The organism is Streptomyces prunicolor NBRC 13075, assembly GCF_000367365.1.
Taxonomy (GTDB): domain Bacteria; phylum Actinomycetota; class Actinomycetes; order Streptomycetales; family Streptomycetaceae; genus Streptomyces; species Streptomyces prunicolor.
Genome location: NZ_BARF01000059.1, coordinates 82998 through 106594 on the forward strand (window position 1 = coordinate 82998; position 23597 = coordinate 106594).

The 23597-nt window shown below is 69.6% G+C and carries 19 protein-coding genes; 8 read left to right on the top strand and 11 right to left on the bottom strand.

Translation table 11 applies throughout. The annotated features are described in order from the left end of the window. Nucleotides 1-76: 76 nt before the first annotated feature. Entirely contained in the window at nucleotides 77-406 is a 330-nt protein-coding gene (locus tag SPR02S_RS26555; RefSeq protein WP_019060045.1) for a helix-turn-helix domain-containing protein, read from the bottom strand. 242 nt (nucleotides 407-648) lie between these two features. Between SPR02S_RS26555 and SPR02S_RS26560 the strand changes: the two genes are divergently transcribed. Together SPR02S_RS26560 and SPR02S_RS26565 are read left to right on the top strand one after the other, a co-directional pair. Further along, entirely contained in the window at nucleotides 649-1125 is a 477-nt protein-coding gene (locus SPR02S_RS26560; protein ID WP_019060046.1) for a helix-turn-helix domain-containing protein, read from the top strand. 5 nt (nucleotides 1126-1130) lie between these two features. Further along, entirely contained in the window at nucleotides 1131-1727 is a 597-nt protein-coding gene (locus tag SPR02S_RS26565; protein ID WP_019060047.1) for a hypothetical protein, read from the top strand. 329 nt (nucleotides 1728-2056) lie between these two features. Here SPR02S_RS26565 and SPR02S_RS26570 read toward each other — a convergent pair whose 3' ends face one another. The 5 genes from SPR02S_RS26570 to SPR02S_RS26590 all read right to left on the bottom strand — a co-directional run bounded on the left by SPR02S_RS26570 (nucleotide 2057) and on the right by SPR02S_RS26590 (nucleotide 10433). Beyond that, complete coding sequence (locus SPR02S_RS26570; RefSeq protein ID WP_019060048.1) at nucleotides 2057-4372, bottom strand: GH92 family glycosyl hydrolase; 2316 nt, start codon at nucleotides 4370-4372, stop codon at nucleotides 2057-2059. A 29-nt stretch (nucleotides 4373-4401) separates the two neighbouring features. After that, a complete protein-coding gene (locus SPR02S_RS26575) occupies nucleotides 4402-7017 on the bottom strand; it encodes a glycoside hydrolase family 2 (protein WP_019060049.1) in 2616 nt (871 codons plus the stop codon). A 197-nt stretch (nucleotides 7018-7214) separates the two neighbouring features. Beyond that, nucleotides 7215-8435, bottom strand: coding sequence for a glucose-1-phosphate adenylyltransferase (glgC, locus tag SPR02S_RS26580; protein ID WP_078623000.1), 1221 nt, complete (start codon nucleotides 8433-8435; stop codon nucleotides 7215-7217). A gap of 51 nt (nucleotides 8436-8486) precedes the next feature. After that, nucleotides 8487-9638 carry a glycogen synthase gene (gene glgA, locus SPR02S_RS26585; RefSeq protein ID WP_019060051.1) on the bottom strand — a complete coding sequence of 384 codons (1152 nt, stop codon included), beginning with the start codon at nucleotides 9636-9638 and terminating at the stop codon, nucleotides 8487-8489. Between the two features lie 39 nt (nucleotides 9639-9677). Continuing rightward, nucleotides 9678-10433, bottom strand: coding sequence for a (2Fe-2S)-binding protein (locus SPR02S_RS26590; protein WP_019060052.1), 756 nt, complete (start codon nucleotides 10431-10433; stop codon nucleotides 9678-9680). A 209-nt stretch (nucleotides 10434-10642) separates the two neighbouring features. Between SPR02S_RS26590 and SPR02S_RS26595 the strand changes: the two genes are divergently transcribed. After that, nucleotides 10643-11785 carry a DMT family transporter gene (locus tag SPR02S_RS26595; RefSeq protein WP_019060053.1) on the top strand — a complete coding sequence of 381 codons (1143 nt, stop codon included), beginning with the start codon at nucleotides 10643-10645 and terminating at the stop codon, nucleotides 11783-11785. Here the strand turns inward: SPR02S_RS26595 and SPR02S_RS26600 are convergent. After that, nucleotides 11775-13007 carry a transglycosylase family protein gene (locus SPR02S_RS26600; protein WP_019060054.1) on the bottom strand — a complete coding sequence of 411 codons (1233 nt, stop codon included), beginning with the start codon at nucleotides 13005-13007 and terminating at the stop codon, nucleotides 11775-11777. The two genes, SPR02S_RS26595 and SPR02S_RS26600, sit on opposite strands and share 11 nt — an antisense overlap. A gap of 319 nt (nucleotides 13008-13326) precedes the next feature. Here SPR02S_RS26600 and gnd point away from each other — a divergent pair, with 319 nt between their 5' ends. Beyond that, the gene (gnd, locus tag SPR02S_RS26605; protein ID WP_019060055.1) at nucleotides 13327-14766 is read left to right on the top strand and encodes an NADP-dependent phosphogluconate dehydrogenase; all 1440 of its coding nucleotides are present in this window, start codon (nucleotides 13327-13329) and stop codon (nucleotides 14764-14766) included. A 50-nt stretch (nucleotides 14767-14816) separates the two neighbouring features. On the opposite strand, the gene SPR02S_RS26610 is transcribed toward gnd, so the two are convergent. The 3 genes from SPR02S_RS26610 to SPR02S_RS26620 all read right to left on the bottom strand — a co-directional run bounded on the left by SPR02S_RS26610 (nucleotide 14817) and on the right by SPR02S_RS26620 (nucleotide 16686). Then, a complete protein-coding gene (locus SPR02S_RS26610) occupies nucleotides 14817-15170 on the bottom strand; it encodes a VOC family protein (RefSeq protein WP_019060056.1) in 354 nt (117 codons plus the stop codon). 383 nt (nucleotides 15171-15553) lie between these two features. After that, nucleotides 15554-16201, bottom strand: coding sequence for an aspartate/glutamate racemase family protein (locus SPR02S_RS26615; protein ID WP_019060057.1), 648 nt, complete (start codon nucleotides 16199-16201; stop codon nucleotides 15554-15556). A gap of 89 nt (nucleotides 16202-16290) precedes the next feature. Continuing rightward, nucleotides 16291-16686, bottom strand: coding sequence for a GNAT family N-acetyltransferase (locus SPR02S_RS26620; protein ID WP_281169906.1), 396 nt, complete (start codon nucleotides 16684-16686; stop codon nucleotides 16291-16293). A 175-nt stretch (nucleotides 16687-16861) separates the two neighbouring features. Here SPR02S_RS26620 and SPR02S_RS26625 point away from each other — a divergent pair, with 175 nt between their 5' ends. Next, nucleotides 16862-18313: a purine-cytosine permease family protein gene (locus SPR02S_RS26625; protein ID WP_026150880.1), complete on the top strand. Its 1452-nt coding sequence runs from the start codon at nucleotides 16862-16864 to the stop codon at nucleotides 18311-18313. A gap of 22 nt (nucleotides 18314-18335) precedes the next feature. Here the strand turns inward: SPR02S_RS26625 and SPR02S_RS26630 are convergent, their stop codons facing one another. Beyond that, nucleotides 18336-20225, bottom strand: coding sequence for an ABC transporter ATP-binding protein (locus tag SPR02S_RS26630; RefSeq protein WP_026150881.1), 1890 nt, complete (start codon nucleotides 20223-20225; stop codon nucleotides 18336-18338). A 138-nt stretch (nucleotides 20226-20363) separates the two neighbouring features. Between SPR02S_RS26630 and SPR02S_RS26635 the strand changes: the two genes are divergently transcribed. The 3 genes from SPR02S_RS26635 (at nucleotide 20364) to SPR02S_RS26645 (ending at nucleotide 23571) form a co-directional block, all read left to right on the top strand. Next, nucleotides 20364-21296: a lysylphosphatidylglycerol synthase transmembrane domain-containing protein gene (locus SPR02S_RS26635; protein WP_019060061.1), complete on the top strand. Its 933-nt coding sequence runs from the start codon at nucleotides 20364-20366 to the stop codon at nucleotides 21294-21296. A gap of 173 nt (nucleotides 21297-21469) precedes the next feature. Continuing rightward, nucleotides 21470-22804 carry a sugar phosphate nucleotidyltransferase gene (locus SPR02S_RS26640; RefSeq protein WP_019060062.1) on the top strand — a complete coding sequence of 445 codons (1335 nt, stop codon included), beginning with the start codon at nucleotides 21470-21472 and terminating at the stop codon, nucleotides 22802-22804. 56 nt (nucleotides 22805-22860) lie between these two features. Beyond that, nucleotides 22861-23571, top strand: coding sequence for an NAD(P)H-binding protein (locus tag SPR02S_RS26645; RefSeq protein WP_019060063.1), 711 nt, complete (start codon nucleotides 22861-22863; stop codon nucleotides 23569-23571). The last annotated feature ends 26 nt before the right edge of the window (nucleotides 23572-23597 follow it).

Sequence of the window (23597 nt, forward strand, 5' to 3'; positions counted from 1 at the left end):
GTGAACTGTGGTGGGCTGGTGATGCGAGGGGTTGCTCCCGGCCATGGCCCGGCCTGGGGCGCCCCTCGTGCTTGTGTCAGCCGATGCGCGTGCGACGACCTGCAGAGGTACGGGTCCGCGTGCGGGAGCCGACCGCCCTCGAAGGCAGCGCATCAGGCGAGTCCGGCTCGCAGGTCTTGTCCGTGTCGAGCTGCGCCGGCTCCTCGTAGACGAGGCTGTCGAGCTTCATGCCGTAGGCGCCGCGCAGGGCCCACAGCGTGGACAGGCTCGGCGGCTGGGAGCCGGCGGCGAGCCTGTGAAGCGTCGACTCGTGAATGCCGGTTCGCGCCGCGATGGCGGCGACGGTGCCGTCGCCGGCCTTTTTGGCCTTCCGGTAGACCCTGTCCGTGCACAGGCGGAGCGGCATGGGCAGAGCACCCCCTAAGACTTGGCTTGCATGCATGCGACTTGCTTGCACACATGCAACCTATGCAACTAAGTCGCACGTGCGCAAGTTGCATCGCTCGAATGGCGGGAGATTTTTTTAAAGGCACAGGCGTGCGAGCAAGGCCATCAGGCCTGCGGAAACGTGAAACCAGCCTCCGACCTGCAAAGTCGCACGTACGCAAGTCGCATGTGGGTTGCATGCGTGCGCGTTACTCTCCAGTTATGCGGAGCATGGAAGATCCCCCCCACGGCGTCACGCGCGAGGAGCGGCAAACCGTCGCGCGACACGTCGGCGCATACCTGACGAAGGCCGCGACCGCGGCCGGGTTCGACGTACGCCAGAGGGCCGGCGGCCGAGCCCAGCTCGCCGGCCGGCTCAACGTGAGCCTGACGACAGTCAGCCGGACACTGGAGGGCAAAACCCTCCCGATGCCGTCACAGCTCACATCCTGGGCGTCAGTGCTTGGGCTGGACCATCAGCAGTTGCTGTTCGAATCCGGGCTGATTCCTTCCGAATCGGACCCAGACGCTCCAAATGCGGATGTAGCCTCGCCCACACTCACCCCGGAGGCAGCGATGGATGCGTGGGAGATCACAGATCCCAAAATTCGCACAATGCTCGCCGGAAACATCAGGCAGGCGCGTGAACTCCAGCAGGAGACCGACGCCGCCGACCGGGGGGCCACAGCAAGGGGGTAGAACGAGTGGCGTACAAACTGGCTGGGGCCGCCACAGCCGCATGCGCAACCGGGGGGATCCTGACCGGTGACGGAGTCTTCCGGCACACCTGGGAGACCAGCGCTGCCGGCGTCGGGTTCCTCGCGGTCGGCGTCGCCGGCGTCCTGGCCGCGACGATTCGCTACATGCTCGCGCGGTTCGAGGAGCGCACACGTCGCGACCTGGACGAAGTCGCCGAGCAGCGGCGGCACCTCGAACTGGAGATGCAGCAGCGGGAGCTGAACCTGGAACGGCGAGAGGGGGCCTTGAGCCGCTCCAAGGTGACGGGCAGCGTCCGCATCGCGAGCTACGCGTACGAGCTGGACAGGAACCGGACCCTCGTGAGCCAGCTCCGCCTGCGCGTCGAGGAGCAGCAGACAGAGATCGAAGAAATCAACGACGAACGCAACCAGCTCATCGCCAGGGAGCTCCTCCTCACGCGCGGCCAGTTCACGCAACGGAGCTACGGAGCGCTCAAAGCCGTCGCAGGGGCCAACGCGCATGCGCTGTACCCCTCGGGGGGTGGAGAGTCCTCGGCCGAGGTGACGGTTCTGTACGCCGATCACGGCCGTGAGCACAGATGAATCGATCCCTCAACCTCCTTTGCGGTGAAGGACGTTGACGCGAGCCTGCCGTGTGACGGAAGCCGCCTCCGGTTCTCCCGGAGGCGGCTTCCGTCTGCAAAGGGGATCGTCCCCAGCGCCCGGTGGAGACGTGGCCGCCCGGGCAGGTGGCGTCTCACAGAATCTCACGAGCCCCCGTGGAAGATCTTCGCTGTGAGACACCATCCGCAGGATTCATGCGCCGTGCGCAAAGGTCGGCGCCCGTCTGCACGGTCCGTATGCTCCAGCAGATTACATCCGACCCCGATCCCGCCCCTCTGGGAGGGGCGGGACACAAGAGGCGCCTGAGATCACTTCAGCGCAGGTGGCGCCGCCTGGGGTGATGTACCCCACTCCGACGGGTGCGGGCCGACCGTGAAGTCGAGCGACCGTACGGAGCGGAGATCGCCGGTCGTCAGGTACGTCCGGTCGTACGATGCCCCGTCCGCCCGCGCCCCCTGGATGTAGCGGTCGGCGGCGGAGGTGCCGGGTGCCTTGATGGTCAGGGCGCCGTGCGGGTAGTAGCGCCGGTCGAGGGTCAGGTCGACCCGGTCGAACACGGGCGTGGACAGGCCCCAGGTGTCGTAGCCGGGCTGAACCGGGAAGATCCCGATCGACGACAGCACGTTCCAGGCGGACATCGTGCCGAGGTCGTCGTTACCGGTCATGCCGGTCGGACCGTCCGTGAACAGGGTCAGCGCGGCATGGACGACGTCGGTCGTCTTCCAGGGCTGACCGGTCGAGAGGTAGGTGTACGGGGCGATCAGGTCGGGTTCGTTCTGCGGGTTGTACTTGTCCGCGTTGTAGTAGTCGTACGGCCCGTTGACCCACACCTCGCGCGCGGTCTTCACCGGGTCGGCCAGCAGCTGGTCGTAGGCGAAGAAGGAGTCGAGCCGGGCGTTGGCCGCCTGCCGGCCGCCGATGAGGTCGACCATGCCCGGCAGGTCCTGCGGCACCAGCCACTGGTACTGCCACGACGTGCCCTCGTGGAAGCCCTCGCTCTGCGCCGGGTCGGCCGGTCCGACGAAGGCGCCGGAGGCGTCGCGGGCGCGGAAGAAGCCGGTCGAGGGGTCGAAGATGTTCCGGTAGTTCTGGGCCCGGGCGGCGTAGCGCGCGGCGTCGGCGCCGTGTCCGAGGTCGCGGGCCATCTGCGCGAGCATCGCGTCCGAGAGGGCGTACTCCAGGGTGGCCGAGGCGCCGTGGTCGTAGTCGGAGTCACCGGGCTTCGCGTGCGGGCGGTCCTTGATGTACGGCGCGAACCCGTTCGCGAGGTACTCCTTGTTCGCCTCCCGGCCGACCGCCGCCGAGTCGGTGGGCGGTACGCCGTCGGCGTTCTGCTTCAACGCCCGGTAGGCGCGCTCCTCGTATCCCTTCAGGAGCCCTTGTTGATAGGCGTTGGTGAGGAACGGGGTGACCGGGTCGCCGGTCATGATGTTCGTCTCGACCGTGCCGTAGCCCCATTTGGGCAGCCAGCCGCTCTCCTCGTCGATTTTGATCACCGAGATCGCCATGTCGCGGGCCTCGCGGGGTGCGAGCAGGGAGAGGAGCTGGGACTGGGTGCGGTAGGTGTCCCACAGGGACCAGTTCTGGTAGTACGTGAAGCCCTTGGCGCGGTGGATCTTCTGGTCCCAGCCGGTGTAGCGGCCGTCGGCGTCACTGCCGATGTTGGGCGCGAGGAAGGACCGGTACAGGGAAGAGTAGAAGGTCCGGCGCAGGCTGTCGGAACCGCCCTGCGCGCGGACGTCGTCCAGCCGGTCCTCCCAGGCCCGTTGGGCGCGGTGGCGCACCGCGTCGAACGAACTCCCGCCCTCCGCACGGAGGTTGACGGCCGCACCGTGCGCGTCGACGTACGAGAGAGCCGTGGTCGCCTCGACCGTACGGTCCTTCGACGTGTCGAAGCGGACGTATGCGCCGCCGCTCCCGGTCTTCGAACCGGCGGTCACCGTTGGACCGTTCCAGGTGCCGTACGTGGTGAAGGGCCGGTCGAAGTGGGTGACCGTGTAGACGGTGTACGGCTTGGTGTCCTGGCAGAAGCCGCGGCCGGTGATGGCGGTGCGCACGGTCCGGCTGTCGAGGACCTCGACCTTCGAGGTGACCCCGCTATGCAGTGACTGGGCCGCGTTCAGCAGGACGTTGGCCTTGTCGGTGGCCGGGAAGGTGTAGCGCTGGACGCCGGTGCGGGCGGTCGCCGTCAGTTCGGCCTCGATACCTGATTTCAGGCCGACTTGGTAGTAGCCGGGGCTCGCGTGCTCGTCGTCGTGGCTGAACTCGGCCGCGTACTGGGCGTAGTCCGTCTGCGTCACGTCCCCGGTCGTGGGCAGTACGGGCAGATCGCCGCCCAACCCGCAGCCGACGCCGGAGAGGTGCACGAGAGAGAAGCCGCGAATGTGGTTCTGGGAGTAGTCGTAGCCGGTGTTGTGACCGGTGTCCGGCGAGAACTGCACCATGCCGAAGGGCACGGCGGCGCCGGGATAGGTGTTGCCGTCGTTCTCGGTACCGATGAACGGGTTGACCAGGTCGGTGAGTTGACCATGGGCAGATGCTTCGGCTGCGGCGGGGACGGCGAACAGCGCGGACGCTGCCACCGCCCCCGCCATGCCCAGGCGCAGGCGCCGGGTCCATCTCATGCGGGTGGGCCTCCAGTTGGCGAAAGGGGTCAGGTGGTGGGGCAGTTCGCGGGCGTCGCCTGCGAGGCGTCACGGATCAGGGCCTGTTGAGCGGCCTTCACCCGCTGCGCGTCGGGCTTGAGCACCCGCCGGTCGTACGTCATCAGGCCGTTCAACTCGCCCTCGACGTCCGAGATTTGGGTGTAGACCGCGCCGTTGCTCCCCTGACAGGTCAGGGCGTGCACCTCGGCGAGCTTGGCGAGGTAGTCGTCGGTGTAGGCGGCCGGGTCGACGTCGACGTACGACTGCTGGACCGACCAGGCGTGTCCCGGCACCGCGAGCCCGAGTCCGCCGTACTCCCCGCTGACCAGGGCGCGTTGACTGTCCGGGTGAGGTGGCAGGGCGGGGCTGGGATAACCGTGTTCGTCGATGATGTCGCCGGTGCCGCCGTCCACGCCGAGGTTGATGCCGGACATGCTGTTGACGAGCCGCGTCGGGTCCCAGGCCTTCGCCTGGTCGGCGATCCGGGCCTCGTCGTACTGGCCCCAACCCTCGTTGAACGTCACCCACATGACGATCGACGGGCTGCTGATGTGCTCGTCGATCATCTGCTTCATCTCGCGCTCGTACTCGGCCCGGGCGGCGGTCGACGGGTTCACGCCTGCGGTCATCGCGGGCATGTCCTGCCACACCATGAGGCCGAGCTTGTCGGCCCAGTAGAACCAGCGGTCGGGCTCGACCTTGATGTGCTTGCGCACGGCGTTGAAGCCCAACTCCTTGTGAATCTTGAGGTCATGGGCGAGCGCCTCGTCGGTCGGGGCGGTGTAGAGACCGTCCGGCCAGAAGCCCTGGTCGAGGGTGGCCATCATGAAGATCGGCTTGCCGTTGAGGACCGTGCGCGGGACGCCGTTGACCTTCTCGACGGCGATCGAGCGCATCCCGAAGTAACTGCCGACGCGGTCCTTGCCGACGGTGACCTTCAGGTCGTAGAGGAACGGGTCGTCGGGTGACCAGAGATGCGGGTTCGCGAGGGTCAGGGTGAGCGGTGCACCGGTGCGGCCCTGCGCTGTGGCGACCACGCGCTTTCCGTCGTACGCCGTCGCCGTGATCGGTACGCCGTCCCGAACTCCCTTTGCCTCGACGGTGAGTTGGCTCTTGGTGACGTCGGGGGTGAGTTTGAGGGAGTCGACGTGGTCGGGGGCGACCGGCTCCATCCAGACGGTCTGCCAGATGCCCGAGGTCGGGGTGTACCAGATGCCGCTCGGGTCGAGGCGCTGCTTACCGATCGGGGGGTTCTCGCCGTTCGCCGCGTCGGTGGGGTCGTAGACGCCGACGATCAGCTCCTGGGTGCGGCCGGGCTTCAGGGCGTCGGTCACGTCGGCGCTGAACTTGTCGTAGCCGCCTTGGTGTTCGGTGACCTTCGTGCCGTTGACGTAGACCTCGGCCCGCCAGTCGACGGCGCCGAAGTTGAGCATCAGCCGCTTGCCCGAGCCGATCCTCCAGTCGGCGGGGACGGTGAAGGTGCGGCGGTACCACATGCGGTCCTCGTGTCGTTCGAGGCCGGAGAGCTGGGACTCGACGGGGTAGGGGACGAGGATGTGCTCGGCCAGATCGCGGCCCACAGGCGGCTGTTCGCCCTCTGCGGCTGCCGCGAACTGCCAACTCCCGTTGAGGTTGCGCCAGTCGGTGCGGGTGAGCTGGGGGCGCGGGTACTCGGGGAGGGCGTTGTGCGGGCCCACCTGGTCGGCCCACTGGGTGCGCAGCTCGTAGGTGGAGCGGTTCGGGCCGGTGCTCCAGAAGCCGTTGATAACGTTGCCATCCACTGACGCGAGGCCGGCTTCGCCGTCGTAGCGGATGTCCGCGGTGCCGGATGCGGTGCCGGTTTTGTTGCCTACGACCGGCTCGGTGAGCGGGATGAGCAGGCTGCGCGGGTCCGCAGAGTCCAACTCGGCTGTTCCCATCGGCCACTTGGCGCCGCCGATCACCGCTTCGAGGTGGTCGGTCAGGTCGGCCGGGGGCGCGGCGAGGGGCTGGGCGAAATCGAGCTTCAGGGTGCGGCCGGTGCTCGTGACGGTGGCGGCGAGGGCGCCGTCGTAGTCGTAGCCGTCGGGGAGCCGGAAGGCCGACTGCGGGATGGCCACCTTGGTGCCGCCGGGCTCGGTCCAGCGGACGTGGAGGTTGGAGCCGCCATAGTGCTCGAAGTACTCGACCTTGATGTCGTAGGCCGTGCCGGCGGTCAACTCGACGGGGGTGGAGGTCTGTTCGGTGTCCCAGTCGTCGACCCAGTGGTCGATGGCGAGTCGTCCGTCGATCCAGAGGCGGAAGCCGTTGTCGCCGATGATCGAGAAGGTGTGGGGGCCGGACTTCGCCGGGACGAGCTTGCCGGTCCAGCGGACGCTCACGTCGTCCGATTGGCCGGTGGTGAAGGCGAGTCGGGGTTCGAGGTTGTCGAAGTCGAGGTTCGGGTCGACGCCGGTGGCCTTGAGGTCGGCGAAGTCGAAGGCGCCGGGGGCGGACTGGGTGTAGTACTCGCCCTTCAGGCCGTGGATCTCGACGGGGTCGTCGGCGGCGGTGGCGCTCGCGGTGGGGACGGCGGCCAGCCCGGCGATGCCGAGGGCCAGGGCGAGCAGTAACGCGAGTCGGTCTCTGAGTCGTCTGATGCGCACGGAACCTCCATAACAACGTTGTCATAGGCGGCAGTTGGCATGACAACACGGATTCCGGATTCCGTCCAGGGACATGACAAGCACGGGCGGGACTGCGGCGGGGCCCGGGCGGGAACGGGGCGCGGCAGGCACCCGGACAGCGCGCAGCCCCGGTGCGGCCGAAAAGCACCGGGGCTCTGCATCGCCAAGACGTGGTGTTACGTGACCAGTTGGCCCTTCCCGAGTGCGATGACCCCGCCCTTGGAGACCGTGTACAGGTCGGCGTCGCGCTCCGGGTTGACGCCGATCGTCGCGCCCGGCGGTACCTCGACGTTCTTGTCCAGGACCGCGCCCCGAACCACCGCGCCCCGCCCGATGTGGACGTTGTCGTGCAGGATCGAACCCTGGACCACGGCTCCGGGGTCGACCACGACCCCCGGGGACAGCACCGAGCGCGTGACCTGGCCGCGGATGAGGCACCCGGAGCTGATGATCGACTCGCTGGCCATGCCGCCGGCGTTGAAGCGGGCCGGGGAGAGCTGGCCGGAGTGGGTGTAGATGGGCCAGTTGCGGTTGTAGAGGTTGAAGGCGGGGCGCTCGGCGATGAGGTCCATGTGGGCGTCGTAGTACGCGTCCAGGGAGCCGACGTCACGCCAGTAGCCCTGGTCCCGGGTCGTCTCGCCGGGGACGTGGTTGGCGCTGAAGTCGTACAGCGCGGCCTCACCCCGCTCGGTGAGCGCGGGCAGGATGGAACCGCCCATGTCGTGCACGGAGCCGATGTCCTCCGCGTCGCGCTGGAGGGCCTCTATCAGCGCCTTGGTGGTGAAGATGTAGTTGCCCATCGAGGCGTAGACGCACTCCGGGTCGTCCACCAGACCGGGCGGGTCGGCGGGCTTCTCCAGGAAGTTCTCCACCGTCTGGCCGTCCGAGCCCGGCGTGATCACGCCGAACTGCGAGGACTCCGCGCGCGGGACGCGGATACCCGCCACCGTGACGCCCGCGCCGCTCTCGATGTGCTGGGCGAGCATCTGCCGCGGGTCCATGCGGTACACGTGGTCGGCGCCGAACACCGCGACGTACTCGGGGCGTTCGTCGTAGATCAGGTTCAGCGACTGGAGGATCGCGTCCGCGCTGCCGAGGTACCAGCGCGGGCCGAGGCGCTGCTGGGCCGGGACGGGTGTGACGTAGTTGCCGAGCAGGCTGGACATGCGCCAGGTGGTGGTGATGTGGCGGTCCAGCGAATGCGATTTGTACTGCGTGAGCACGCAGATGCGGAGGATGTCCGCGTTGACGAGATTGGACAGCACGAAGTCCACTAGGCGGTACGTTCCGCCGAAGGTGACCGCGGGTTTGGCCCGGTCGGCGGTCAAGGGCATCAGCCGCTTGCCCTCACCGCCCGCCAGTACGATCCCGAGCACCGAAGGTCCGCCACGACGCATGGCCGCTCCCCTCACCCTGGTTGACCCCAGCCTGCCCCTGAGCAGCGCACACTAAGCCTGTTTGGCGATCTCCCCGTAGAGCCGCGCGGTGCGCAGCGCCACGGCGTCCCAGCCGAACTCGCCCACCGCGCGCTCCCGCCCGGCCTCGCCCATCCGTTTCGCAGTCTCCGGGTCGGCGAGCACGGAGTCGAGAGCGAGCGCCAGGTTGGCCTCGAAGTCGTCGTCGACGGACACCAGCAGCCCCGTCTCCCCATGTGCCACCACCTCCGGGATGCCCCCGACCCGGGAGGCGACCACCGCCGTACCGCAGGCCATCGCCTCCAGGTTCACGATCCCGAGGGGCTCGTACACCGAGGGGCAGGCGAACACGGTGGCGTGGGTGAGGAGCTGGATCACTTCCGGGCGCGGCAGCATCTGCGGGATCCAGTGCACGCCCGCGCGGACGCTGCTCAGCTCCTGGAAGAGCTCACGGAACTCCCGGTCGATCTCGGGGGTGTCCGGCGCGCCCGCGCACAGCACGACCTGCGCGGCCGGGTCGATGTCCCGCACGGCGCGCAGCAGATGGGGCACACCCTTCTGGCGGGTGATCCGGCCGACGAACAGCACGTAGGGGCGGTCGGGGTCGATGCCCAGCCGGGTGAGGACGTCGGTGCCGTGGTCGGGCTGGTAGAGGGTGGTGTCGATGCCGTTGTGGACGACCTGCACCTTGGCGGGGTCCAGCGTCGGGTAGCAGTTGAGGATGTCCTCGCGCATGGCTCCCGACACGGCGATCACGCCGTCGGCGGCCTCGATCGCGGTGCGCTCGGCCCAGCTGGAGAGGGCGTATCCGCCGCCGAGCTGCTCGGCCTTCCAGGGGCGCAGCGGCTCCAGGGAGTGGGCGGTCATCACGTGCGGGATGCCGTGGAGGAGCTTGGCGAAGTGGCCGGCGAGGTTGGCGTACCAGGTGTGGGAGTGAACGAGTTCGCGGCCTTCGAGGGCGGCGGCCATGGAGAGGTCCACGGAGAAGGTGCGCAGGGCGTCGTTGGCGCCGTCGAGGGTGGGCCACGAGCGGTGGCGTACGACGCCCTCCGTGCGGCCCTCACCCCAGCAGTGCACGTCGAGATCGACCAGGGGCCTCAACTCCCGGGCGAGGAACTCCACATGGACGCCCGCGCCGCCGTACACATCCGGCGGGTACTCCCGGGTCAGCAGTCCCACTCGCACCCGAAACCCCTTGTTCTCGGCGGCTGATTGCCCTCATGGTCACCCAGAAGCGGCGTTTCGGGAAGAGCCAGGCAGCTGTGTGAAGCAGCAGTCCCCGCACACCCCGCCACCGGGGATCCGATAGTAGAGGCAGCAGCTGCGGCGCCGGAAGGAGCCGCCGGTGAACGTTCCGGTTCCGGCGAGGAGCGGGTGGGCGAGGAGTTCCGCGGTGAGCGCACGCGCGCGCGTGGCGACGTCCCGGCGGCCACGCGTGCGTGCCCAGCGGTCCAGTTCCCGGGCGGCGCCCGCGAGCGCGGAGGCCACGTTGCCCCACAGGAGGCCGGTGGCGATGCGGTGGCGGGCGACCAGGGCCGCGTTCAGGGGTTCGAGGTGGGCGTGGAGCACGGTGTCCGCGAGGGCGCGGGCGTCGCCGGGCAGCGGGCGGACCTCGGCCAGCCACAGGTCGTCCGGGGCGCCGCTGTCGGCGTCCCAGTGCAGCAGTAGCGGGTCGAGGTCGGGGATCCGGCCGTACAGGGCGGCGCAGCCGAGCGCCACCGACCACAGCCGGGCCGCGAGCGCCTGCTGGGCGATCGAGGCGGCGATGCGCAGCTCAGGGGCCTGGAGACGCTCCGCGACGACATGGACACGAAAAGTCAGGGAATTTCCGTAAACCTCCGACACCGGGTTTTCGTAGGTCCGCGCGAGCGTCGGCAGCGGGCCGGGCGGCACTCCGCCCGTGCGTAGTACGAAGAAGCCGCCGAGGGGGCGGAGCGCGGCGAGTTCGGGGTCGAGGTCCACGAAGAGCAGTAGTACCAAGGCTCCTAAGGGTTTCACCCAGGGGGTGTCGTCCGGTGTCACCCACCTTGGGGAGGACAAGGGTCCTTTCGTACTCCATCGGCAGTACTACCCAATCGGTGCTCAGGTACGACGACGGGAAGAACATCAAGCGGCATCGTGTTCTGTATGAAAGCCGACCGTTCGCCGCGTGGTGCCAGAGGCGCCCGCCTGACGCAGAGGAGCTGCCGATGAGCGCCCTCGCGTTGTCCATCGTGCTGTCGCTCGTCTCCGCCGTGGCCTACGCCGGCGGAGCGATCGTGCAGGAGCGCGTCGCGGTGTCCTCTCCCGACCAGGAGTACGCGCCGCTGCGCCGCCCGAGCTGGTGGGCGGCGGTCGCGTTGAACGGTACGGGCGGTCTGCTGCACGTGGTGGCGCTGGCCTACGGCCCGCTGAGCCTGGTGCAGCCCCTCGGTGCGCTGACGATCGTGTTCGCGCTGCCGATGGCGGCCCTGTTCGTCGGCCGCAAGGCCGGTTCCACCGCCTGGCGCGGCGCCATCATGGCGACGATCGGTCTCGCGGGTCTGCTGTCCCTGGTGGGGACGTCCGACGGTCAGTCGCTGAGCACCGCCCAGCGGGTGTCCGTGGCCGTGTTCACCGGCGCGGTGGTCGTGACCCTGATGATCGCCGGCCGCGCGGCACACCGGCACCCGGCGGTGCGCAGCGTGCTGCTGGCGACCGCGTCCGGCATAGCGTTCGGCATGTCCTCGGTGTTCACCAAGACGGTGACGGTCGACTGGGACAACGGCGCGGTCTCGGCGACCGACATCCCGTTCCTGGGCGTCATCGCGGTGTTCGCGGTGGCCGGTCTGATGCTCTCGCAGGCGTCCTACCGGGGCGCGGGCCTGGCGGCTCCGCTGGCAGTGCTGACGGTCGTGAACCCGGTGGTGGCGGCGGCGGTCGGCATCACGATGTTCGGTGAGACCTTCCGCTACGGCACGACGGGCACCCTGCTCGCCCTGTCCGCCGGAGTGGTTGCGGCGGGCGGCCTGATCCTGCTGACCACGGAGCGGCTTGGCAGCGAGAGCGCACCGGCCGACACCACCACACCTCCTGTGGTGCCCTCGCCCGTCGAGGAGTTGCTGGACGCCCTCCCTGGACAGCCCGTCGGCGTGAGCGTGAACGTCGACGTGCCGGCCGCGGACATCACGGCCGGCACACCGGGCGGCGGAATCCTCCTCCCGGCCCAGGCGACGATTCCGGCCGGCGAGAGTTACGAGACCCTGGAGCCGGCCGGCTCCGCTGAACCGGTCGGCTACTTCGGTCCGTTCCACGCCGGGCTGTACGTGATGATGCCGGTCCACGACCGGCACCGCACCCGAGTCAAATCCTGACGCCGCCGGCCCGCAGATAGGCGAGCGGGTCGATGTCGGAACCGAATCCGGGCCCCGTCCGCACCTCGAAGTGCAGATGCGGGCCCGTGGTGTTCCCGGTGGACCCCGACCGCCCGATGCGCTGCTCCTCGCCGACCGACTGGCCGTCCCGTACGGAGATCGCGGACAGGTGCGCGTACTGCGAGTACCGCCCGTCGGCGTGCCGGATCACGACCTGGTAGCCGTACGAACCGGCCCAACCGGCGCTGACGACCGTCCCCTTCTCGATGGCCTTCACCGAAGTGCCGGTGGGGACAAGGAAGTCGACGCCGGTGTGGTAGCCCTTCGACCAGGAGGAACCCGACGCGTGGTACGCGGTACCGATGGGGGCGTTCACCGGGGCGACGAGGGAGTGACTCGTCGTCTTCTTGTGGGTGACCTTTTCCGTGGTCTCCGAAGAGGCCTTCTTCTTCGGAGACTTGGTGGTCGACGACTTCGTAGTCGACGACTTGGTGGCCGGTTTCGTCGTCGTGTGGGCCGTCGAGGCCGCCTTGCCGTGCAGGCTGAGCCGCTGGCCCGGCAGGATCAGGTCGGGATCGTCCCCTACGGTGGTGCGGTTCGCGGCGTAGAGCCCGTGCCAGCCGCCGTCCACGCGCTCGGTGTCGGCGATCCCTGAGAGGGTGTCGCCGCGCACGACCGTGTACATCTCGGCGGTGCCCGCGCGGGACTGCGGTGTGGTCTGCGGCTGGACGTCCTTCACGGACCGCTTGACGACGGTCTGCGTCTTGGCGTCCTCGGCCTTGGTCTTCTTGTCGGTGACCTTGGTGCCGCCCACGTGGATGTCGGGGGTTCCGCCGCCCCGGGTGAGCCCGGCGCGCACCGAGCAGACCGGCCAGGCGCCGGGTCCCTGCCCCTTGAGCACCTTCTCCGCTATGGCGATCTGCTGGTCCCGGGTGGCGAGGTCGGCGCGGTGCGCGTACGCCGTGCCGCCGTAGGCCTCCCAGGTGGACTGGGTGAACTGCAGCCCGCCGTAGTACCCGTTGCCGGTGTTGATGCTCCAGTCGCCGCTGGACTCACAGGCGGCGACCTTGTTCCAGGTGCTGACCTCGGCCGCCTGGGCGGTGCCCGCGCCGACGGTGGCGAGCGGGATCGCGATGCCCGCGCCGCCCGCCGTGACCGTGAGCAGCGAGGCCCGGTTGATCCTGCTCGGCTGATACCGGCGGTGCCGACCGCGTACGGCCATGGGGAATCCCCCTCCACATGCGTCAGGAGGGCCAAAAATAAGCGCCCCGAACAGGCCATGACAAGACGGGTACCGGCCTCCCTGGGGCTCAAGTGACCGGTATTCCCTGCCCGTTGGGAAACGGGTGGGGCCAGTGGGGTTGGGGTTGCGTATCCGCGGAAGGAGCGCTGGTGGAACACCGACCGAAGGCGGACAACTTCGCACGGCCAGCACGTGCGGTCGGGGTACCGGCGGGCCAGGATGGTCAGTGGGGCAATACTGGCGAGCACGACCGGTACCACCGATGTCAGGACCTTCCTGATCTTTAGGAGCCAACCGAATGAGCACTTCAGCGCAGATCGGCGTCACGGGTCTCGCGGTCATGGGCCGCAACCTCGCCCGCAACTTCGCGCGCAACGGCTATACGGTCGCCGTGCACAACAGGACCGCGTCCCGCACGCGTGACCTGGTGGCGGAGTTCGGCGGCGAGGGCGACTTCATCGCGGCCGAGACCGCCAAGGACTTCGTGGCGGCGCTGGAGCGGCCCCGCCGCCTGGTCGTCATGGTGAAGGCCGGTGACCCGACGGACGCGGTGATCCAGGAGTTCGCCCCGCTCCTCGAACCGGGCGACATGATCATCGACGGTGGCAACGCGCACTTCGCGGACACCCGGCGCCGGGAGCACGACCTGCGCGAACAGGGCATCCACTTCGTCGGCATGGGCGTCTCCGGCGGCGAGGAGGGCGCGCTGCACGGGCCGAGCATCATGCCGGGTGGCCCGAAGGAGTCGTACGACTCGCTCGGTCCGATGCTGGAGAAGATCTCCGCGAAGGCGAAGGACGGGGCACCCTGTGTGACGCATGTGGGTCCCGACGGCGCCGGGCACTTCGTGAAGATGGTGCACAACGGCATCGAGTACGCCGACATGCAGCTGATCGGCGAGGCGTACCAGCTGCTGCGCGATGTCGCCGGGTACTCCCCCGCGCAGATCGCGGACATCTTCCGCACCTGGAACACGGGCCGGCTGGACTCCTACCTGATCGAGATCACCGCCGAGGTGCTGTCCCACGTGGACGCGGCCACCGACAAGCCGTTCGTGGACGTGGTCGTCGACCAGGCCGAGCAGAAGGGCACCGGCCGCTGGACGGTCCAGATCGCCCTCGACCTCGGCGTCCCGGTCTCGGGCATCGCCGAGGCGGTCTTCGCCCGCTCCGTCTCCGGCCACGCGGCACTGCGCGAGGCCTCACGGGGTCTGGCCGGACCCACGGCCTCACCGCTGAGCGAGTCCGAGGCGGGGGCCTTCGCGGACCGGGTCGAGCAGGCGCTGTACGCGTCGAAGATCGTGTCGTACACGCAGGGCTTCCACGAGATCGCGGCGGGCAGCGAGGAGTACGACTGGAACGTCGACCTCGGCGCCATCTCCTCGATCTGGCGCGGCGGTTGCATCATCCGCGCGGCCTTCCTCGACCGCATCCGCGCCGCGTACGACGCCCGCGCGGACCTGCCGAGCCTGCTGTCCGACGAGACGTTCGCGCAGGAGATCGCGGGGGCGCAGGACGACTGGCGCGAGGTCGTCGTCGCGGCCACCCGCCAGGGCGTCCCGACGCCCGGCTTCTCGGCGGCCCTCGCGTACTACGACGCGTTGCGCGCCGAGCGGTTGCCCGCGGCGCTCACGCAGGGACAGCGGGACTTCTTCGGGGCGCACACGTACCGGCGGCTGGACCAGGACGGCTCGTTCCACACTCTCTGGGGCGGTGACCGCTCGGAGGTCTCCGGCTGACCTCTCCCGCTGTGCCGAGTGCTGTGGCAGCCCGCCTGCCGATGAGACGGTCAGGCGGGCTGCCACAGTTCGACGCGGTTGCCCTCGGGGTCGGTGACCCAGCCGAAGCGGCCGACGCCCTCCATGTCCTGGGTCTCCCCGTCCACGTCCGCGCCCTTGGCGCGCAGCTGCGCGAGCATCGCGTCGAGGTCGCGGACCCGGAAGTTGAGCATGGTCTGCTGGCTGCGGGACCCGAAGTAGTCGGTCCCGGACTCGAACGCCGCGAACACCGTCGGCCCGGCTTCCTGACCCCACAGACCGTGCTCGTCGACGTCCAGACCGAGGCAGTCCCGGTACCACGCGCTCAGGGCCTCCGGGTCGGTGGCCCGCAGGAAATATCCGCCGATTCCAAGCACACGTTCCATGGGGGCATCCTGCCAGGACGGCAGGGCCGGTGCCGGGTGGCCCGTTTCGGGCGAGCTTTCAGGTGAGCGGCGGTCCCGGCTCCGGGGTCGGTACGGGTTCCGGGCCCGGGGGGATCGGGGACGGGGACGGCTCCGGGCTGGGGCGAGGGCCCGGTGGTGGGGTGGGGAGCGGTACCGGGGGCTGCGGGTCCGGCACCGGTACGGGACCGGGTCCGGGCTGCGGGTCCGGCACGGGACCGGGTCCCGGAGTGGGCGCCGGGGGTACGGGGTCGGGGTACGGGTGGGTCATCGTGTCCTCCAGTCAGTGGTGAATGTCGGCTACGTCGGCCCTGGACTACTCCCCCGCGTACCCGTGACCGGCGCGGACACTCACCCGGGTGGGCTCACCCGCCGCACGCCGCACGCGCACCGGCCGCGAGCCCGGGGCGGGGACTCGACAGCACCGGGATCGCCGTGGTCGTCAGGTGCTGGGCCGGTGCCATGGAGCCCTGCGCGAGGATGATCGCGTCGGCGCCGGTGACCGCGTCCACGGCGTCCGCGACCAGCCGGGCGCAGCCCTCGGTGTCGCCGGCCTCGAAGCGGGTCCAGGCGTCCTCGACGAGCAGTGTGCGGACTTCGAGAAGTCCCACAGGGCGGCCGAAACACCTGCCTTCCTCCTCGACCAGCGCCACGGTCGGTTCCAGGGTGCTCTCCAGCGTCGCGGCCACGACGACACGTGGACCGGCGGCCACCGCGGCCGCCGCCATCGGGCGGTCACCGCGCAGCACCGGCACGCCGACCCGCGCACCGGCCGTCTCCGCGACCCCGCCGATGGTCGAGCAGGTGCACAGCACCGCCCGGGCCCCTTCGGCGACGGCCGCGTCCAGCACGTCCCGCACCGCCCCGGCCACCGCTTCCGGTCCCTCGCGGCGGGCCCGTGCCAACAGGTCCTCGTCGACGAAGTGCCGTAGTTCCAGGCCCTGGTGGTCCTCGTCGCGCAGGGCGTCGAAGACGGGGACGTGAGCGGGCGAGGTGTGCAGGAGGGCAAGCACGCGGGCGTGCCTTTCTTCAGGTTCGATCTTCAGGCCACCGGTTCGGGCCCCACCGGTTCAGGTCCGCAGGTTCAGAAGCGAACGGTGCCCTAGAACCGACCCGGATGCGCCCTGAGCCACTCCATCGCCGCCCGCAGCAACGCCGGGTCGGCGGCCGGTGCCTCCTCAGGATGCCGTTCCGCCCACTTGACGACGTACGGGCAGAGCGGGGCGACGACGATGCCCTCGCGGGCCGCGATGCCGTACAGCTCGCGGGCCAGGGAACCCGCGATGCCCTTTCCCTCGTGGGCCGGTTCCACGAGCGTGTGGACCGGGACGAGGGCGCGGGCGGGGGATTCGAGGACGAAGTACTCGATGTGGCCCACGACTTCACCGCCGGCGATCGCCTCCAGGCGGCCTGCCGCCCGGTCGTCGCGGATCTCGATCTCGCTCATGGGCTTCCTCCAGGTGCGATGGTCAGGCCGTGAGGTCGGCGGAGTCCACACCCGAGCGTAACGGATGGTGATCACCAGGTCTCCGGGATGTACCGGGCAGACGGCCGGACGCGCTTCTCGTAAGGACCAGGTAAAGACCGTGGTTCACAGTTTCGGTTGCGGTTGCCGGTTCCCGTGCGGGGGATGAATGTGGCCACACAGGCCGGATCAGCACCCTGGAGACGCCGTGACCACCACATCAGAGCCCCGGGTGTCCGGGCTGGAGATACGTTCCATCGACTATGTGCCCCTCAGCGAGCGCCACGGCAAGCTGTGGCACCTGGGGCCCCTGTGGTTCATGTCGAACGCGCAGATCGCCACCCTCGCCGTCGGCCTGATCAGCATCACCGAGGGCGGCAACCTCATCTGGTCGCTCATCGCGATCGTCGCGGGCACCCTGCTCGGCACCTTCTTCATGGCCTTCCACTCGGCCCAGGGCCCACAGCTGGGGCTGCCGCAGATGATCCAGTCGCGGCCCCAATTCGGTTACGTGGGCGCCCTGTTGGTGTGGCTGTTCGCGTATGTGCAGTACGCGGGCTTCAACGTCTTCAACACGATCCTCGCCGGGGAGGCGCTGCACACCACGGTGCACGGCGGCACCAAGATGTGGGTGGCCGTGGTCACCGTGGTCGGCTTCGTGATCGCGCTGGTGGGCTACGACGTCATTCACAAGGCGGAGCAGTTCCTGACCTACACCTTCCTGGTCGTCTTCGGGATCTTCACCGTGGGCGTGCTGGCGACCCTGCACTACCCGGCCGGCTCCTTCGACCTCGGCGGCTTCTCCTGGACGCCGTTCCTCGCGCAGTTCGGTGTGGTCGCGGGATACCAGATCAGCTGGGCGATCTACGTCTCGGACTACTCGCGCTACCTCCCGCCGGACGTGACCGTCCGCAAGACCTTCTACTGGACCTACTTCGGCTCGGCGCTCGGCGGGGTCTGGCTGATGACGCTCGGCGCGCTGCTCGCCGCCTGGGCGGGCAAGGACTTCGACACGATCCGCTCGATCAACGCGGCCGGCGACAAGGTGTTCAGCGGCTTCGGCGCGATCGTGCTGCTCTTCGCCACCCTGGGCCTGGTCTCGGTGACCGCGCTGAACATGTACGGCGGTTCGCTGACCCTGATCAGCGCGATCGACTCGTTCAAGAAGGTCCAACCGACCGTGTCCGTAAGGGCGTTGACGATCGGGCTGACGGCCGTACTCTCCCTGGTCGGCGCGATGGCCGCGACCGCCGACTTCCTCACGAACTTCAACAACTTCCTGCTGCTGGTGCTCTATCTGTTCATCCCGTGGACCGCGGTCAACCTGATGGACTACTACGTGGTGCGCCGCGGCCACTACGCGATCGCCGAGATCTTCAACCCCCATGGCATGTACGGCCGTTGGGGCTGGCACGGGATCATCTCCTACCTGGTGGGCTTCGGCGTCATGGTGCCGTTCTTCTCCGTCGGCACGCTCTACGTCGGCCCGATCGCGCACGCCATGGACGGCGCCGACCTCTCCCTGTTCGTCGGGCTGCCGGTCGCCGGGTTGCTGTACTGGTGGCTGAGCCGCTCGATCGACGTGGCGGCCGAGATCCGGGTGGCCGAGGCGGAGGCCGAGGGGTTGGAGCAGGCGGCGAACGAGCACCGCGAGCCCTGACGCCCGTTACGCCGCTCCGCCGTCACACCACCGCTTCCTGGACCGGTCCAATCTCCGGCTGCTTCTCGAACTGGGTGCGGTACAGCTCGGCGTATCGCCCACCGGTGGCGAGGAGTTGCTCGTGCGTGCCGCGTTCCACGATGCGGCCCGCCTCGACGACGAGGATCTGGTCGGCGGAGCGCACGGTGGACAGCCGGTGGGCGATCACCACGGCCGTGCGGCCCTGCAACGCCTCGGTGAGTGCCTCCTGGACGGCCGCTTCCGAGGTGTTGTCCAGGTGGGCGGTGGCCTCGTCGAGGATGACGACGCGCTGCCCGGCCAGCAACAGCCGGGCGATGGTGAGGCGTTGGCGCTCGCCGCCGGAGAGCCGGTAGCCGCGTTCGCCGACGACCGTGTCCAGGCCGTCGGGCAGCGACCGTACGAGATCGTCGAGGCGGGAGCGGCGCAAGGCGTCCCACAACTCGGCCTCGGTGGCGGCGGGTTGGGCCAGCAGGAGGTTGGCGCGGACCGAGTCGTGGAAGAGGTGGCCGTCCTGGGTGACCATGCCGAGGGTGGCCCGCAGGGAGGCGGCGGTGAGGTCGCGGACATTGACGCCGCCGACGCGTACGGCGCCTTCGTCGACGTCGTAGAGCCGGGGCAGGAGTTGGGCGATCGTCGACTTTCCGGCGCCGGAGGAGCCGACGAGGGCGATGGTCTGGCCGGGTTCGGCGCGGAAGGAGATGCCGTGCAGGACCTCGGCGCCGCCGCGGGTGTCGAGGGAGGCGACCTCCTCCAGTGAGGCGAGGGAGACCTTGTCGGCGGACGGGTAGGCGAAGCGGACCTCGTCGAACTCGACCGCGACCGGACCCTCGGGGACCTCGCGGGCGTCGGGTTTGTCCTCGATCAGCGGTTTCAGATCCAGCACCTCGAAGACGCGCTCGAAGCTGACGAGGGCGCTCATCACCTCGACGCGGGCCCCGGCGAGGGCGGTGAGCGGGGCGTAGAGGCGGGTCAGGAGCAGGGCCAGCGACACGACCGCGCCCGGCTCCAGGGTGCCGTGCAGGGCGAACCAGCCGCCGAGGCCGTAGACGAGGGCGAGGGCCAGGGCGGAGACCAGGGTCAGAGAGGTGATGAAGACGGATTGGGCGGTGGCCGTGCGGACGCCGATGTCGCGGACCCGGCTCGCTCGCTCCGCGAACTCCACGGACTCCTCGTCGGGGCGGCCGAAGAGCTTGACCAGGGTCGCGCCGGGCGCGGAGAAGCGTTCGGTCATGCGGGTGCTCATCGCGGCGTTGAGCGTGGCCGCCTCGCGCTGCATGCCGGCCATCCGGCTGCCCATCCGGCGGGCCGGGATCACGAACACCGGCAGCAGCACGAGCGCGAGCAGGGTGATCTGCCAGGACAGGGTGAGCATCACGGCCAGCGTGAGCAGCAGCGTCACGAAGTTGCTGACCACTCCGGACAGGGTGTTGCTGAACGCCCGTTGGGCTCCGATGACGTCGTTGTTGAGTCGGGAGACGAGCGCGCCCGTACGGGTACGTGTGAAGAACGCGACAGGCATGCGCTGCACATGATCGAACACAGCCGTCCGCAGATCGAGGATGAGCCCCTCCCCGAGCGCCGCGGAGAGCCGCCGACCAAGAATCCCGAGGGCCGCCTCGGCGATCGCGATCAGGGCGATGAGCAGGGCCAGGCGTACGACGGTCCCGTCGTCGCCGCCCGACACGATCGCGTCGACGACGTGCCCGGCGAGTACGGGAGTCGCGACGGCGAGCAGCGCGGTCACCACCCCGAGCAGGACGAACCGCGCGATCGGGCGGCGGTGCGGCCGAGCGAACTCCGCGATGCGGCGCAGCGTGGCGCGGGCGAAGGGGCGGCGTTCCTGTTCTGCGGTCATGACACTGTGCAATTGGGTCCAGGCCGTGCTTTCCATGCTCATGGGAGAGACCGTAGGACCTCAAGCGGCGTTGAGGTCAACGTGTTCACCGCAGCCTCGTGTAACGACGCGCGTAAGGAGCTGTCCCCGCTGCCGCAACCCGCAGTTGTCGTGGCGCGGAAACCCTCCAGTGATGTGAGACACGTCCGCGTCCGGCAGATCCTGTGCCTGCTTCCGCTGCTCCTGGTCACCGTCGTCGCCGTCCAGCACCGGTCCGTTCTCGTCGAGGGCTTCGGCCAGCTGCGGGCGGCGGAGTGGCCCTGGTTGGTGGCGGCGGCCGGTGCCACCTGTCTGACCTGGGTCGCCGCCGCGTTCACCCGGCAGGGTGCCGTGGTCGAACGGCTGCCCGCGCGGCGGCTGTTGGCCACGCAGTTCGCGGCGGGCGCGGCAAACCACCTGCTGCCCACGGGACTTGGCGCGGGCGCGGTCAACCTGCGCTTCCTGACGGTGTGCGGGCTGCCGCTGGCCCGTTCATCGGCGGCGCTGGCCCTGTACCTGCTCGCGGAGTCGATAGCCCGGCTGACCCTGCTCACCGGTCTGCTGATCGCCTTCCCGGGCGCCCTGCGCCTGGGAACTCTCCTTCCGGCGGGGGCACTTGGCCCGCTGCTCGTGATCATCGGCGCCGTACTGGGCGCGGCGGTCCTGGCCCTCGTTCTGGTACGGCGGCTGCGGACGGCGATCCTGTCGTTCCTCCGTACGGCGTTCAGCGAGGCCCGTTCCGTGCACACGCGGCCGGCCCGGGCACTGGCGCTGTGGGGCGGTTCGCTGGCGTTCCCCGCGCTCCAGGCGGCCGGACTCGTCGCGGTGGGGCAGGCGTTGAACCTACCGGTGCCGCCCGCGCAGATGGCGCTCGCCTATCTGGCGGCGACGGTCGCGGTCGCGCTGGTGCCGACGCCGGGCGGGATCGGCTCGGTGGAGGCCGCGTTGATCGTGGCGCTGGTGGCGGCGGGCGGCCCGGTCGCGGTGGCCACGGCGGTGGTGCTGGCCTACCGGATCATCACCGTCTGGATCCCCATCATTCCGGGCGCGTTGACGCTCGGCGCGCTGGTCCGACTGAGAGTCATCTGATTCTCGGGTCCGCTCGAACATTCTTGTAAAGCAGCATCAGCCCTGGTCGAGACATCAACCGGGGCTTCTTCACGTTCGCCCCAACTCCTTTGTTTTACTTTTTACTTGACTCCACATGACAGCGCGAGTTGACTGAAGAGCGTTGATTTGTCAGCCGAGGAGGCAGGACTGTCATGGGGGACGAGACGTTAGGAATCATCCTGGCGGGAGGCCGGGGCGAACGCGCCAAGCCGCTCACCCTCGCCTCGGCCGACTACATCCGCAGCAAGGCCCTTATCCCGTTCGTCGGCCGTTCGGTCGTCGAGTGGCTCGTCGAGTCCTGCCGCGACCAGGGCATCCGCCGCTTCTACGTGATCGCCCAGGGCGCCGAGAACCACAGCCAGATCAAGCTCGTGCTCGGCCACGGCGAACGGTTCGGCGTGGAGATCCACTACTCCCGCGCCCGCCTCGACCGCTACAACGTCGGCTCGGGCGCCGCCACCCTGCACAACCTCGAACAGTGGGACCTGACCGGCCGCGCCCTGGTGCTGCCGGTGGACTCCGTCTTCGAGTTCGACCTGCGCAGACTGAAGGACGCGCACGACGCCGCCGACGCCGCCGTGACCGTCGCCTCGGTCGGTCGTACCCCCGAGGAGATCGCCGGCAAGTACGGCGTGATGCAGACCTCCCCGGACGGACTGGTCTCGGGGTTCGTGGAGAAGCCCACCCTGGACCGCGTCCACCGGATCTTCCCCGAGACATCGTTGCCTTCGTCCGTCCGCACCCTGCCGACCAACGCCGGCATGTACCTGGTCGACTGCGGCAGGCTGCGGCTGGCCGCGCGCAACCCCGAGATGATCCGGCTCGCCCAGCAGCGCCTCGACTGGGGCGGCGACCTGCTGCCCTGGCTGGTCGGGCGCGGGCTGCCGGTCGCCGCCGCGCCCATCGACCGGCTCGGCGACCTCGGCAGCATCGCCGACTACCTGGCCACCCTCGGCGACGTGCTCGGCGGTCGCTACGCCTGGATGCGTAGAGCCATGGGCGAGCCGACGAGCACCGACCCGCCGTACTGGATCCACGAGTCCAGCCTGCGCACCAAGGACAGCGTGACCGGCACCACCCTCGCCCAGAAGATCTCCGAGGGCAGTGTCGTGATCGGGCCCGCCGTGCGCATCGGGCGCAACGCCGAGATCGGACCGTGCGTGAAGCTGCGGTTCAGCGACATCGGTGACGGTGTCGACGTGGACGAGGGCGCCCGGCTCAGCCGGACGGCGATCGGCGACAGCGCTGTCGTCGGGCCGTACGCCCGCATCACCGACTCGTACGTCGGGCCGATGGCGCGGGTGCACTCCGAGCGGGACAACCCGGTCCGGCTCGTCCACTCCGCGATCGGCGAGGCCGCCGATCTGCGGCCCGGCACCCGGCTGTCCGGGGTGAGCGTCTATCCGCGGCTGCGGGTGCCCGCCGTCACCGGGCTGCCCACCGGCACCCATCTGACCAGCTCCGACGACATCCTGCACTGGATCTGAGCACCCTCAGCTCCCCCGCCCTTTCCGGCTCTTCCGCAGCCCCCGTGGAGACCTCGATGGACAGCCCGATCGCCGTCATAGGAGGAACCGGCCGCACAGGCCGGCTCGTCGCCCGTCAACTGCTCGCCCGGAGCGAGAGCGTCCGCGTCATCGGCCGCAGCACCCAGCGCGCCCGCCGCCACACCCCGCCGCAGGCCCAGTTCTTCGCGGCCGACGTGCGCTCCCCCGACTCCGTCCGCACCCCGCTGTACGGCTGCTCGGCGGTCGTCTACATCGTGGAGCCGGGCACCGACGACGCCGGTCCCGACAGCCCGGAGACCACCCTGCACACCGGGGTCCGCCATGTCCTCGACGCCCTGCGCTCCACCGCCGCGGCCCCGCACTTCGTGCTGGTCAGCCAGCGCCATGTGACCCGCCGCGACCACCCCATGAACGCCTACGGCCGGATGCTGGACTGGCGGCTGGCCGGCGAGAACGCGGTCCGCTCCTCCGGGCTGCCGTACACCGTGATCCGGCCGGGCTGGCTGACCGACGACCTCGGCCACGGCCATCTGCACCTGGAACAGGGCGACTTGGGCGACGGCCGGGTGGCCCGCCCGCTGGTCGCCGACGCCTGTGTGCAGGCGCTCTACTCCCCCGCCGCCCAGGGCGTGACCTTCGAGATGCGCAGCGAGACAGGACCGGGCGCGACTCCCGTGCCCTGGCAGGAACTCTTCGCCGGCCTCCGCGCCGACGCCCCGACCGCGGCCCGGGCCGCACTCACCTGAGGGTGGCCACCCATGCGTACGACACT